Origin of the sequence: Photorhabdus tasmaniensis, from assembly GCF_011189505.1 — a bacterium.
GTDB lineage: Bacteria > Pseudomonadota > Gammaproteobacteria > Enterobacterales > Enterobacteriaceae > Photorhabdus > Photorhabdus tasmaniensis.
In genome coordinates, this window is record NZ_PUJU01000032.1 from 41,813 (window position 1) to 55,063 (window position 13,251).

Genomic DNA, 13,251 nt, shown 5'->3' on the forward strand with positions numbered 1-13,251 from the left:
TTAATATTAAAAAATAATTATGTATATAAGGCCAGCGAAAGCTGGCTTTTTTATTCCTTCAATCCAATCTTCGATCAAAAATCTTCTTGTATTTACATTTTTACATATATTATTTTCACTTTGTTACAAAATTCGTCACTTTGTATCAATTTAATAGTGGATCAAGCTCACTCTCAATGAAAGACTGTGCGCCGACACGGACAATTACGGTGCTCTCATAAATAATTTCAAAGATTTTCTTAAATGAATTATTTCTGGCAGAAACCAAAGTCAAGATCACTCCAATGATGGTAATTAATGAAGCAATGTAAGGTAACAATTAATGAAAGGTCGTATTTTTGCAGTGGTCATCCCAGCCTTATTAGCTGCTGGGGCAGCAAACGCCGCTGAAATTTATAACAAAGACAGTAACAAACTGGATATGTATGGCAAAGTTGATGCACGTCATCAATTCTCTAAAACCACCGAAAAATCAGAGAATGATCCTTTCCGTAGTGAAGGTGGTGATGCAAGCTATGTTCGCCTGGGGTTCAGAGGTGAAACCCAAATCAATAGCCAACTGACGGGTTATGGGCGCTGGGAGTACAATATTCAGGCTAGCAACGCTGAATCAGAAGGTGCCAAAGGCAACAAAACCCGCCTGGGTTTCGCGGGCCTAAAATTTGCTCAGTACGGTTCTTTGGATTACGGTCGTAACTACGGTGTTCTCTATGACATCAACGTCTGGACCGACGTACTGCCAGTATTCGGTGCTGACTCCATGTCTCAGGCTGACACCTACATGACGAATCGTGCCACGGGAGTCCTGACTTACCGTAACACTGATTTCTTCGGCCTGGTTGATGGCCTGAACTTTGCCCTGCAATACCAGGGTAAGAACGACGACAACAACAAAAATGGTCGTAATTCACTTAGTAAGCAAGGCGACATCATCAAACCCAATGGTGGCAGTAATGGCGATGGTTTTGGCATCTCTGCTACTTATGATATTGGGTACGGCATCAGCGTGGGGGGAGCCTACTCCAACGCTGACCGTCCTATTATTCATGAAAGACTCGTTACTTCTGTCGCTCGCGGTGAAAGAGCAGAAGCATGGAACATTGGTGCTAAATACGATGCAAACAACGTATATCTGGCAGCGATGTACGGTGAAACCCACAATATGACATCCTTCGGTTACCGGGATGTTGTCTCGGCAAAAACCCAGAATCTCGAATTAACGGCTCAATATCAGTTCGATTCTGGCCTGCGTCCATCTCTGGCATATGTTCAATCCAAAGGGACAAATTTTTTCTCCAAACAGGACTGGGTAAAATATATCTCCATTGGTTCTTATTATAGCTTCAACAAAAATTTGTCTGCCTATGTTGATTACAAAATCAATTTAGTAAAAGAAAACGTCTATACCCAATATTTCGAAGTTAACACCAATAACGCGGTTGGTGTAGGTCTGGTATATCAGTTCTAAATTCAACTGAAATAAATACAGAAAATCCAATTAATATGTGATAGCGCTCACTTAAAGTGGGCGCTATTCTTTTTTTCAAGAAGAAGAATAATCAGTCATTTGCTGAAAAATAGTACATGGCATACAGACAAGAACATCAACAAATTACCTATAAAAGATCTGATGATAAAACGAACACTGTATTTTACTCTTTTTACTAAGCTCAACAGATAATTTTTCTGCCTCACTGACAGCGATTGATTTCCACTTCCCTGACCAACTGGACAGACCAGAGTTCAAAAAACAACCTTTCATTTACATTTTGAAACACTTTGTTGCAGATTATTACTAAATTCTCTTTTTTGTAGCACTTTGTGAGTGGATAAAAATAACAACCAATGAAACACTTGACAGAGAAACAGACGACACTAAACTCTCACAAATAGTTCCGTAGATTTTTAAAGAATTATTTTTGGCAGTGGCAGGTGTCCGATATAACACCAATGAGGGTAATAATAATGACGAAGTGCAATGTTCTTGCAGTGGTAATTCCAGCGCTGTTGGCTGCTGGCGCAGCAAATGCAGCTGAAATTTATAACAAAGACGGTCACAAACTAGACCTGTACGGTAAAGTTGAAGCACGTCACCAATTCGCTAACAACAGCAGCGGAGAAGATGGTGATAACACTTTCGCCCGTCTGGGTTTCAAAGGTGAAACTCAAGTCAATGACCAACTGACCGGTTTTGGTCGTTGGGAATACAACATCAAAGGCAACCGTGCAGAAGCTGTTGACGAAGAAACCAAAACTCGTCTGGCTTTCGCGGGTCTGAAACTTTCCGACTACGGTTCACTGAACTATGGTCGTAACTACGGTGTTGTTTATGATGTCAACTCTTGGACCGATGTGTTGCCAGTATTTGGTGGTGACTCTATGGCTCAGACTGACAACTTCATGACTGGCCGTTCTACCGGTCTGTTAACTTACCGTAATAGCGATTTCTTCGGCCTGGTTGATGGTCTGAGCTTTGCCCTGCAATATCAGGGTGAGAACAGTAACAATACCTCAAATAGTCGTGCCAACCGTAAAGACAACGGTGATGGTTACGGTTTCACTGCGATTTATGACGCAGGTTATGGTATCAGCGTCGGTGGCGCATATTCTAACTCTGCCCGTACTTCTGCACAAAAAACAACCTTTGGCGTTATTGAGGAAAAGGGTAAAAAAGACCAACCTGTTGGCTCTACTGCCTTGGGTGACCGCGCTGAAGCATGGAATATCGGTGCCAAATACGATGCCAACAACATCTACCTGGCTGCCATGTACGGTGAAACCCGTAACATGACCCGTTTCGGTGGAAAAGTTGATGGTGTAAACTGGGAAAATATCGCCAACAAAACCCAGAACATCGAATTAACGGCTCAGTATCAGTTCGAGTTCGGCTTGCGTCCATCTCTGGCATACGTACAATCTAAAGGTAAGAACCTGTACGGTGACATTAAGGGTGACGAGAAAGAATCAGGCAATCACGATCTAGTTAAATATGTCTCTGTTGGTACTTTCTACAGCTTCAACAAAAACATGACTACCTATATTGATTACAAAATCAACCTGCTGGATGACAACGAATTCACCAAAGCCGCGGGTATCAGCACTGACAACGTTGTTGGTGTAGGTATGGTTTACCAGTTCTAATGACCATTGATAAATAGGTTTAGCTGAATAAGTTAAGCGTCTTTAAACGAAAGCAGCGCTCAGGCGTTGCTTTTTTATTCTATCTTTTCTTGCTGTTAGCTAAACTTTTTCTCACTCCGCCAGCTGCTTCACAAGATTTTATTCTTTTTGCCACAAATAGTTGGCAAACTGTTTTTACGGCGTTAACCTGACTACCTTTTTAGGCTTAACCCTGAGCTTTGGAATCACAAACATGTTTGAGAAAATCACAGCAGCGCCTGCCGACCCTATTCTTGGCCTAGCCGATACTTTCCGTTCTGATCCTCGTACAAATAAAATCAACCTTGGCATCGGTGTCTATAAAGATGAAACAGGAAAAACCCCTGTTCTCACTAGTGTCAAAAAAGCGGAACAATATCTGCTGGAAAACGAAGCAACAAAGAATTACCTGCCGATTAGCGGCCTAGTTGAATTTGGCAATGTGACGCAAGAATTGCTGTTTGGTAAAGATCACCCTGTGGTAACAGACAAACGCGCCCGTACAGCACAAAGCCCAGGTGGTACGGGTGCTTTACGTATTGCTGCGGATTTTATTGCCAAACAGACTAACGCTAAGCAAGTCTGGATTAGCAATCCAACCTGGCCAAATCATAAAAACGTTTTTTCTGCCGCTGGCCTGGAAGTCCGCGAATACAAATACTATGACGCTGAAAAACACGCCCTAAATTTCGAAGACATGCTGGCAAGCCTGTCTGATGTTCAGGCAGGTGATGTTGTTCTGTTCCACGGCTGCTGCCACAACCCGACGGGTATCGATCCAACCCCAGCCCAGTGGGCCAAACTGGCAGAAATGTCTGCGGAAAAAGGCTGGCTGCCCATTTTTGATTTCGCTTACCAAGGATTTGCCAAAGGGCTGAACGAAGACGCGGAAGGCCTGCGTATTTTTGCGAAAAATCATAATGAACTGATTGTCGCCAGTTCTTATTCCAAAAACTTTGGCTTGTACAATGAACGCGTGGGCGCCTGTACTATTGTTGCCGGTGACAGCGATACAGCCGAGAAAGCATTCAGCCAGGCTAAAGCCATTATCCGTGCTAACTATTCCAACCCACCCTCTCATGGTGCATCTATTGTCGCCACTATTTTGTCGAATGAAGAACTAAAAGCCGCCTGGGAACAAGAACTGACCACCATGCGCGAACGTATCCAGCGTATGCGTCAACTGTTTGTGAACACTTTACAGGAAAAAGGGGCAAAACAGGATTTCAGCTTCATTATCAACCAAAATGGTATGTTTTCATTCAGCGGCCTAACAAAAGAACAAGTTGAGCGCCTGCGTGAAGAATTTGGTATATATGCTGTCAGTTCCGGTCGCATTAACGTTGCGGGCCTGACACTGGAAAATATGGCCCCATTGTGTGAAGCCATTGTTGCGGTACTCTGAATCAACATTCACCTTATTACGAAAAGCCGCTCAATTTCAGCGGCTTTTATCGTCTGATATAGTTGCCAATCGGACAACTATCCCCAGAACCCAAACCGGCTCTTATTCAATTCCACATCACCAACTTGGAACTTCATCCTGTAAAAATGGATTAGTCTGCCGTTCATAACCCAGCGTAGACATTGGCCCGTGCCCTGGAATAAATGTATAATCATCACCAAGCGGCAGAAGTTTATCTTTAATTGAATTAATTAACTGCTGGTGATTACCACGCGGAAAGTCGCTGCGCCCAACTCCCCCTTTAAACAGTACATCCCCCATATAGATCAGTTTATCTGCATGATTCACAAATACGACATGCCCTGGCGTATGGCCCGGACAGTGCAATACAGACAAATCGACCCCGCCGACATGTAACTCATCACCTTCATTCAACCAGCGGTCAGGTTCAAATGATGCACATTCCTCAATGCCAAACATTCGGCTCTGAGCCGGCAAGCCTTCGATCCAAAAAGCATCTTCCTGCTGTGGTCCATAAACTGGCACATTAAAATGTTCAGCGACTTCTGCTGTTGCACCAACATGATCAAAATGACCATGCGTCAATAAAATCTGGGTCAATTTCAGGCCACGGCCTTCGATCTCAGCGATCAGCCTTGCCGCTTCACCGCCTGGATCAACAATTGCCGCTTCCTTACTCTCTTCATTCCAAATGAGGGTACAATTTTGCATAAAAGCAGTCACAGGAATAATTTGGTATTTCATTATTTCATTTACTCCATAGTCAAAACAAAATAGTTACTTACCAGATTACCACGTCCTGACGGGACCTGTATCAATATGAACGAAATTACTGTGTGGATAGTATCCCACACCGCCCGCCTTCATTTTCAAAGCGGCTTTACAGATATGTTTCAGATCAATACTTTCAATATGGAAATCCATCGCCCGCCCGCGAGTATGGTAACTCTGTTTAGCCACGCCTTTACTTTTCTTGCGCAACTGATTGTTGGTCACCAGTGAACGGTAACCAGAAATAAGTTGTACAGGCTTATTAATGCCCATCATCATTTGCAGCAAATAGATCTGATCAAATAATTGAGGATCGATAGTTTTAACTTTATTTTGCCGGTAATCCCGAAACAGATGATCCAGACGAGCTAGCTCATCTCTATTGTAACGACGGCCATCGAAGAATTCGGCTTTAATCGTTTCGCCCGTATGTAAGTTATTAAAACGTAAGATCCGTGGGCGGGGAGTGGTCAGCGTTGCAAAAACGTGCCCCGGTAACAAACTCAAGCCTAACGCAGCAGCCCCCACACCCAGCCACTTACGGCGATTATGATCGATTATATCCATGAAGAAACATCTACCCAGATTATGAAAAAATAGGCCACCCGGCAACTGGTCACTGTGACAACTAATAGTGAAAATTAGTTGCATTTAATTTTGTAAATGCAACAACTTTGACAAAAACTGGGAACCTTGTCTTGCACTGTTATCATAGTCATAAATATCAGTGCGATACTGAGGCACACCCTGCTCATCTACCCAGGCAGTCAAATAATACAAATAAACCGGAACACGCTGTGGGATATTGACATAAGCTGTATTGCCCTGTTTCAAAGCATGATCTACCTTGCTCTGATTCCAGCCAGCATCTCCCAGTAACATACTTGCCAATTCTGACGCCTTATTAACCCTGACACAACCAGAACTGATCGCCCTCATATCTTTGTTAAACAGACTATGATTTGGCGTATCGTGCAAATAGATGGCATCAGAATTTGGCATATTGAATTTATAGCGGCCTAATGAGTTAGCCGGCCCGGGTGCCTGCCATACCCGATAAGGAAAATTAGCCGGTGTAATCACATTCCAATCAATAGTGTAAGGATCGATCACACTGGCATCAGCCCGCCAGTTTGAAAAGATAACGTACCCCCGGCGCTGGAAATATCCGGGATCATTAACCGCCCGTGGCGCAATATCTTTTCTTGCCAAACTGGTTGGCACACTCCAGGGGGGATTAATCACCACATTATTCAGCACATTACTCATAATGGGCGTTTTACGGCTTGGACGACCAACGATCACCTTCGAGTTCAGCACCTCCTGATCATTAAGATAATAATGCAACGAATAATCAGGAATATTGACCATAATTCCGTTAGAAACATGCCCTGGGACAATCCGCAAACGCTGAATATTAAGCGCCATTAACCCAGCTCTGGTTTGAGGTGACGTATTCAACCAATCTCTGGTGCGTTTACCAACCACGCCATCGGGTGCTAATCTCTGCCATTGCTGGAAATTTTTCACCGCAGCAACCAATTCAGGGTTATAGATATTACCTGATTTAGTTGTCGCATCATTCAGCATACCGGTACGGATAAGTATTTCTCTTAAAGCCGTGATATCAGGACTACTCTGCCCTGGTTTTAATGCGCTTTTATCAGAAACCTGTGACCACGGTTTACTATCAGCCAATAGCTTCATCATCTCCTTATGCATATTTTCATATTGAGGGTGCTGTGGCACCCATGCTGCAACATAAGCGGCCACATTGCGATCTGTGACAGCTTGCTGCCACCGATCGATGATCTCAGATGAAGGTAAAACAATTTTGTATGGCGTCGTGCGATAGAGCCAGTTTTCGCCCTGATGACGGACATCGGAGACAAATTGCAAATAACCCAGCATAGCATCAGATAAAATGAGATCACGCCCCATATCACTCAATTGAGGATCATTGAGTTCAATCAGCCATTGGCCGAACTGCGGTTGAAATCCAGCCAATGCCAGTTCTAAAAGTTGTTGTTCAAAACGCTGAACAGCGGTTTTATCCTGCCATAAAGGTTGCATCTGGTTAGATGAATACAGACTGACCAATCGGTCAAAGAAAACCGGCTTAACTTGCCCAGGTAACCAGCCTTGAAGCATGTTACGGATCGCTGCTTGTGAAACCGCAGAAGTTTGAATTTGTACCTGTTTAGGTATCACTGGCTCGGATATCTTTTCAGTCTGCATTTTTGACAGATTCTGAATATTGCTCTCAATCAGTCCACGTTGCTGATTGGCTAAAACATAGCCACTCACCATTAATGTACTGCAAATAACCGAAATGCACAGTAGCTTTACCGCTTTTTTTACCATATCAACATACCCGCCTTCAGAACATTTTCATAAATCAATTCCAACTATGGCAAATTCAGAATCTCATCTAAAGAAAACAATATAATGACTTTATAAGTTATTTTTCTACAAAAGAAATATAATCAGCAACCGCAAGAAAACCAAATAAAAAAGTGCCAAGAGACGCTGAAACGTCCCTTGCAAGAGACGCAAACCTTGTTCCTGACTCAACAAACACGATGAACACCAGCATTAAAACTGCGAGTTAACAACGATTTCCTCACCAAACCGACCTGCTTTAGGCAATGGTTGACAAGTAGAATTTGCAGCCCGCAGGATACAGATACCTCGAATATTCAACTCATGGGCGTCAGCAATATAATCCCAACTTTCTTGGGAATACTAAACTAATCCCAACCATTATTCATTTTTTTCCCAGAATTAGGGATCTTATTCTTCAATTTTTAAACCATATGTCTTAAATTTCTCAAGCACAATTGCTATTTCTTCTGGACTCAGGATAGGAACTGGATTTTGGATCGCTAGGGTCTGTAAATATAGATGAGCGAGCACTTCAACTTCATGCGCGAGCCATAGTGCTTTTTGTAGATTAACCTCACAAACAATCATCCCATGATGCTGTAATAGAATGGCTTTTCTGTTTTTAAAACCATTAAACACATAGTCAGAGAGTTGTTTGGTACCAAATGTTGCGTAAGGTACACAGGGAATTGAGTCTCCTCCCGCTGCTGCGATCATGTAATGAATAGCTGGGATTGATTTATTTAAAATAGAAACTGCTGTGCAATGAATTGCATGATTATGGACGACTGCATTTGCATCAGGTCTGGCATGATAGACCGCCTGATGAAAGCGCCATTCACTAGAGGGGATCTTATTATCCTCAGGTTGACCAATTTCATCTACATAAACAATATGTGTTTCAGTCAATTGTTCATAAGGGATCCCTGTCGGCGTAATTAACATTCCATTGTTATAACGGACACTGACATTACCCGCAGTGCCTTGATTTAATCCTAGTCGGGTCATTTCTAAGCATGTATGAATAATTTCATGAGATAATGTATTTCTTTTCACGACTATTTACCTTGTTTAAATTCGAATTATGCTTTTATGCTAGTCAATGAAAAATAAATAAATGGAGTCTGCTCTGTGTTTTTGTTGTAGTACCTTATTGTTTTTAAATAAATATTTAAGTTGGTTTTTGTGATTAAGCTCAAATGTTTTTACCACTTTTTGGATTTTATCAACACCTATATTTATTTTTTTATTCCGTATTTTTCATTTCTAACTCAAACGGTCATTTATTGGTTTTATTGACCGTTTTTTCATAAAAAAGATTATACGGTCATTTTCATGACCGAATTAAATAAAAAAAATACAAACGGGCATGTGTGATAGATTTATTTCAGTGATTAAGTTCACAATTTAGTGGCATGAATAAATAAATGTGATTGAGATCCTTTTCTTATCTTATAGATGACTAAAAATACTGCGGAAACAATTTTAAATAGCTCATTCGATTGGAACGGCATCCGTCAACCATTTACGGTTGCAACAGAGAATGACAGTCTAAATGGTGTTGCGATGTTATTTGGCCATATGCTAACAGGGACAGCACAGATTTTTGCTGATGTTCGAACTTTCTGGTCTCCAGAATCTGTCGACCGTGTCACGGGACAAAAACTCACGGGACAAGCTGAAAATGGGGTGATCCATCTCATTAATTCAAGCTCCGCAACGCTGGATGGGACCTGTTGCCAAAAAAATGTGGATGAAAAAGCCATTTATCGTCCTTCTGCATGGAGTGCACACGGCATGGATCTAGAAGGTTCAGATTACCGAGCCTGCCAAAACTACGGTCCTCTCTATAAGAAATAGTGGCTGCCGGCGGTACAAATTGTACCGCCTCTATTCCTGACAGGAGAGCATATCATGCAAGATGTCGTTTTAGTTTTGGATTGTGGGGCCACGAATGTGCGGGCTATTGCAGTTGACGCTCAGGGCAATGTGATTGTAAAAGAGTCAACACCGAATACGAGTGATCCCGATAAGACATGATTTTTTAATTCTGACATTGGATGAAATAATCCCATTCTGTCACAATATAAAAGGGATCCCTTTATGAGAAATGAACGTCATCAAAAAATCATGGATCTTCTTCATCACCATGAATCATTAACAACCACTGAACTTTCCTTAGTTTTACAAGTCAGTAAAGAAACAATACGCCGAGATCTACGATTTCTTCAGGAGCGTGGTCGTCTTCTCCGTTTACATGGAAGAACAAAAAGCTTAAACAAGGAAACACAGGATAATGGTGACTCTTTTAACATTCGGGTTAAAAGCCATTTTTCAGGTAAATCGCTTATCGCTCAACGAGCTGTAACTTGGATAAGCGAAGGAATGGTAATCGCACTTGATGCAAGTTCAACATGTTGGTATCTGGCAAAGCAACTTCCTGATATTAATATCACTATTTTTACCAATAGCAGTCGTATTTGCCATCAATTATCAAAGAAAAAAAATATTCGGTTAATCAGTTCAGGGGGAACTCTTCATCGTAAATATGCTAGTTATATTAGTTCATCACTTATTACACAATTAAAAAATTTAGAGATCGATCTATTTATTTTTTCCTGTGACGGTATTGATGCAGATGGTGATTTATGGGATTCGAATATTGATAATGCACAATACAAAGATACTCTTATAAAGCGGGCATTACAATCAATTTTACTAATTGATAAGAGTAAAGTTAACCGGGAAAGTGAAATTAAAATAGGAAATCGTAGTAATATCACGGATATAATATCGAATTATTAAATGTAGTTGTTAATATCGATGAGTATATTTACATTTAAGCATTTAAGCATTTAAGCATTTAAGCATTTAAGCATTTAAGCATTTAAGCATTTAAGCATTTAAGCATTTAAGCATTTAAGCATTTAAGCATTTAAGCATTTAAGCATTTAAGCATTTAAAAAAATAGATCATAACCACCTTAGAAACAACAATATTTACATGAATTAAAGAAAAAATTAATTATATATAAACCCCTTTTTAATATGATATTTATCTTCACATCAGGGTGAGATTCCACTCTGAGCAAAAAAACAACCAAATAGACAGATGTTAATAATCTCTCCCATTGAATACAGCTAATAATACCAAGGTGATTCTTCTCCTTTACTCCATCACCATTTAACATCTCCAGCCTTATCGCCACTTTTTAGCATTTAATATATCGCATTCCCCATTATCAGGATTAAAGAACTATATCTTGATCGCATTTTATACTACCCATTCAGACAGATAAATAATTCCACAATATAATAGTTTAATTATGTCACTATCAAATTATCAATATTCTCTATGGAAAGATTACCGTTTTATCACCAAAACCTGGCAGCACTTACCCTGCCGGCAATTTCCGTACTGACACAAACCTCAATTCCTGTCAGCTCTGCGGATCAAGAAACGATCACGCAACAACAAAAAACCTTGTTGCAGCAAGCTCAACAACAATGGACAGCGCTGCGTCACAATTTAGTCAGCATCACTGACTTTGTCACACTTAACGTAAAAAAAGAAAAGTACGATGGATAAACGCAACAATTCGATGGTCAGGGCCACGAGTTATCTTTTAATTTACCTGACTGCGGTCTATCCGCTTCATCCCGCTATGGCGGCTGGGATAACGCCGGATAACAGCCAAACACAGGTACAAAATCAGGGTAATGTCCCGGTGGTAAATATCGCCACACCGAATAACGCGGGGATATCTCACAACACCTATCAAGAATTTAACATCGCTACTCAAGGTGCTGTACTCAATAACGCCACTCAGGCGGCCCAATCACAACTGGCCGGGCAACTTGACGCCAACCCGAACCTGAAAGGCCAGGCGGCTGAACTGATTATCAATGAAGTCACCGGCAGCGGACGCTCTGAGCAGCAAGGTCAGTTGGAAATTGTCGGCAATAAAGCCAATGTAGGGATGCCGTCGGTTTCATCAACCACCCAAATATCCCCTATCGGTTCAATCTGGTTATAAATAAAAACCCGTTTTCCGATTTTTAAAGTTAATTTGTGAATGCAAGGGTCCGGGATTTTACAATCGCATACGGCGCTTTTCATGTTAACTGAGAGCATAGTTTTTCCTTACTTCTCAGTATTAACTGCCAGAAACGGTTAATACTGAGTTATCTAAAAGAAATCATAGTTACCTTGAAATCACCACTTTTCCATTGATTAAAGAAAAATAGGGGCTGAATGTGAATCCATCTTCGCTATTGTTTTTATTTTCAAACAACAAGGGTGAATTATTGCTATGCTCACGCTGAAATCGAAATAATCGGCTACCCATATAACGCATTAACTTATACTTACTCCAATCAATCGGTACCGCCTGATACCCGTTATCAAAATCTTCCTTAAAGTCATAAGAATCAAAATAATTCTGTTCTGTACTATCATTAGCTTGCGCATGCTCATATAACATTAATTTAGCTGCCGATTGTAAAGCCACCAAATCTTTATTTTTCATGATTTGCCAAATATCTTCATAGGCTTTTTTAACCAGTTCAATACTTGTTGCTGTCTCCGGCAATGGAGTAGCTGTCGTCCAAGCCCAAACAGGTAAATCACTCAATGTGACCGTCCGTTCCGTATGATAATAAAACTCACCAAGATATTCCTTTGTCGTAATTCTACTGGATTGTGCAGTATCAATATTAAAATTAACGGACTGCGTACTATCAGGTTCTAATGTACTATTCTTATCTACCACGCTGGTAATAATATTAGTCACTTCATTAGACTCATAAGGAGTTACCCTTACTAATCTAACCTTACATTTCGCATCTTTTTCTTTATAAATATATTTATCATCCCTAGCACTTAGCGGTCCCATATCAAGGCTGATAACATTTTTACCGTTTTGCAATATCACTGCAACATTATACCCAGCCGATATAGTACCACTAATTGATCCAAAATTACTCAAAGTGTAGATCCCATTGACTTTAAGTCTGCAAAGTACATTATTTGTTTCTAAGTAAGTAATATATTTAACTTTGTCCATCGTATTTTTACCATAAGCTGATAGCGAAAATAAGGCCACAAAAAACAAAATAACTTTACTCATTGCGATAACCTCAGTTTGTATGTCGACTTTTCTTTTGGCAGTTTTGGATATACCTCCCATTTTTTCTTTGTATCTATTTTGCTTTTATGATTAAAAACAGCTTCTTCATTTCTAGATGGAGCAGTTCCTAACCCATACTCCACATAATAACTGGCAACAATCCCCTCATGAAAAAATACCAGATATAACCCGTTATCCTGCTTATCCAGTTCAAAACACCCTTCCGCTTCAATATCTGCACCGGCTTTAAAATATCCTTCTACCAGATAATATTTAAAACCCGCCTGAATATTCGTTTCCGCCCTAATCGCCAGCGTACCCCTGACGCTATCCCCCAATTGGAATTCCATCTCCCGCTCTTCATTGCTGGCATATTTAAATG

At 40.8% G+C, this 13,251-nt stretch carries 10 protein-coding genes and 5 pseudogenes; 8 read left to right on the plus strand and 7 right to left on the minus strand.

All coding sequences use genetic code 11. The features are described from left to right. The first annotated feature begins 322 nt into the window (after positions 1-322). From C5471_RS14990 to C5471_RS15000, 3 genes are all read left to right on the plus strand, one after another. Positions 323-1,468: a porin gene (locus tag C5471_RS14990; RefSeq protein WP_133814613.1), complete on the plus strand. Its 1,146-nt coding sequence runs from the start codon at positions 323-325 to the stop codon at positions 1,466-1,468. A 497-nt stretch (positions 1,469-1,965) separates the two neighbouring features. Further along, entirely contained in the window at positions 1,966-3,141 is a 1,176-nt protein-coding gene (gene ompC / locus C5471_RS14995; RefSeq protein ID WP_133814612.1) for a porin OmpC, read from the plus strand. Between the two features lie 232 nt (positions 3,142-3,373). Further along, complete coding sequence (locus C5471_RS15000; RefSeq protein WP_133814611.1) at positions 3,374-4,564, plus strand: amino acid aminotransferase; 1,191 nt, start codon at positions 3,374-3,376, stop codon at positions 4,562-4,564. 117 nt (positions 4,565-4,681) lie between these two features. Here the strand turns inward: C5471_RS15000 and C5471_RS15005 are convergent, their stop codons facing one another. The 5 genes and pseudogenes from C5471_RS15005 to fucA all read right to left on the minus strand — a co-directional run bounded on the left by C5471_RS15005 (position 4,682) and on the right by fucA (position 8,797). After that, positions 4,682-5,329 carry an MBL fold metallo-hydrolase gene (locus tag C5471_RS15005; RefSeq protein ID WP_133814610.1) on the minus strand — a complete coding sequence of 216 codons (648 nt, stop codon included), beginning with the start codon at positions 5,327-5,329 and terminating at the stop codon, positions 4,682-4,684. Between the two features lie 45 nt (positions 5,330-5,374). After that, positions 5,375-5,923, minus strand: coding sequence for a peptidoglycan L,D-endopeptidase MepK (mepK, locus tag C5471_RS15010; RefSeq protein WP_133814609.1), 549 nt, complete (start codon positions 5,921-5,923; stop codon positions 5,375-5,377). A gap of 84 nt (positions 5,924-6,007) precedes the next feature. Next, positions 6,008-7,720 carry a L,D-transpeptidase gene (gene ldtD, locus C5471_RS15015; RefSeq protein ID WP_133814608.1) on the minus strand — a complete coding sequence of 571 codons (1,713 nt, stop codon included), beginning with the start codon at positions 7,718-7,720 and terminating at the stop codon, positions 6,008-6,010. A 231-nt stretch (positions 7,721-7,951) separates the two neighbouring features. Then, positions 7,952-8,077, minus strand: a pseudogene (gene aphA / locus C5471_RS15020) (acid phosphatase AphA); the annotation flags it as partial. 72 nt (positions 8,078-8,149) lie between these two features. After that, positions 8,150-8,797: an L-fuculose-phosphate aldolase gene (gene fucA, locus C5471_RS15025; protein ID WP_133814607.1), complete on the minus strand. Its 648-nt coding sequence runs from the start codon at positions 8,795-8,797 to the stop codon at positions 8,150-8,152. A gap of 411 nt (positions 8,798-9,208) precedes the next feature. Between fucA and C5471_RS15030 the strand changes: the two are divergent. From C5471_RS15030 to C5471_RS15050, 5 genes and pseudogenes are all read left to right on the plus strand, one after another. After that, positions 9,209-9,601: pseudogene (locus tag C5471_RS15030) on the plus strand (hypothetical protein); the annotation flags it as partial. A gap of 51 nt (positions 9,602-9,652) precedes the next feature. Next, positions 9,653-9,766 (plus strand): annotated as a pseudogene (locus tag C5471_RS15035) (FGGY family carbohydrate kinase); the annotation flags it as partial. 78 nt (positions 9,767-9,844) lie between these two features. Next, a complete protein-coding gene (fucR, locus tag C5471_RS15040) occupies positions 9,845-10,546 on the plus strand; it encodes an L-fucose operon activator (protein WP_133814605.1) in 702 nt (233 codons plus the stop codon). Positions 10,547-11,095: 549 nt separating this feature from the next. Continuing rightward, positions 11,096-11,329 carry a hypothetical protein gene (locus C5471_RS15045; RefSeq protein ID WP_133814604.1) on the plus strand — a complete coding sequence of 78 codons (234 nt, stop codon included), beginning with the start codon at positions 11,096-11,098 and terminating at the stop codon, positions 11,327-11,329. After that, positions 11,322-11,744 (plus strand): annotated as a pseudogene (locus tag C5471_RS15050) (two-partner secretion domain-containing protein); the annotation flags it as partial. The gene C5471_RS15045 and the pseudogene C5471_RS15050, both read left to right, overlap by 8 nt. A 201-nt stretch (positions 11,745-11,945) precedes the next feature. On the opposite strand, the gene C5471_RS15055 reads toward C5471_RS15050, so the two are convergent. Then, positions 11,946-12,869, minus strand: a complete 924-nt coding sequence (locus C5471_RS15055) for a hypothetical protein (protein WP_133814602.1) — start codon at positions 12,867-12,869, stop codon at positions 11,946-11,948. Next, positions 12,866-13,251, minus strand: a pseudogene (locus tag C5471_RS15060) (hypothetical protein); the annotation flags it as partial. The gene C5471_RS15055 and the pseudogene C5471_RS15060, both read right to left, overlap by 4 nt.

What these genes read in the sequence shown, in the direction of transcription:
- C5471_RS14990 (WP_133814613.1), top strand. Translation starts at nt 323, where the DNA reads ATGAAAGGTCGTATTTTTGCAGTGGTCATCCCAGCCTTATTAGCTGCT.
- ompC (WP_133814612.1), top strand. Translation starts at nt 1,966, where the DNA reads ATGACGAAGTGCAATGTTCTTGCAGTGGTAATTCCAGCGCTGTTGGCT.
- C5471_RS15000 (WP_133814611.1), top strand. Translation starts at nt 3,374, where the DNA reads ATGTTTGAGAAAATCACAGCAGCGCCTGCCGACCCTATTCTTGGCCTA.
- C5471_RS15005 (WP_133814610.1), bottom strand. Translation starts at nt 5,329, where the DNA reads ATGAAATACCAAATTATTCCTGTGACTGCTTTTATGCAAAATTGTACC.
- mepK (WP_133814609.1), bottom strand. Translation starts at nt 5,923, where the DNA reads ATGGATATAATCGATCATAATCGCCGTAAGTGGCTGGGTGTGGGGGCT.
- ldtD (WP_133814608.1), bottom strand. Translation starts at nt 7,720, where the DNA reads ATGGTAAAAAAAGCGGTAAAGCTACTGTGCATTTCGGTTATTTGCAGT.
- fucR (WP_133814605.1), top strand. Translation starts at nt 9,845, where the DNA reads ATGAGAAATGAACGTCATCAAAAAATCATGGATCTTCTTCATCACCAT.
- C5471_RS15045 (WP_133814604.1), top strand. Translation starts at nt 11,096, where the DNA reads ATGGAAAGATTACCGTTTTATCACCAAAACCTGGCAGCACTTACCCTG.
- C5471_RS15055 (WP_133814602.1), bottom strand. Translation starts at nt 12,869, where the DNA reads ATGAGTAAAGTTATTTTGTTTTTTGTGGCCTTATTTTCGCTATCAGCT.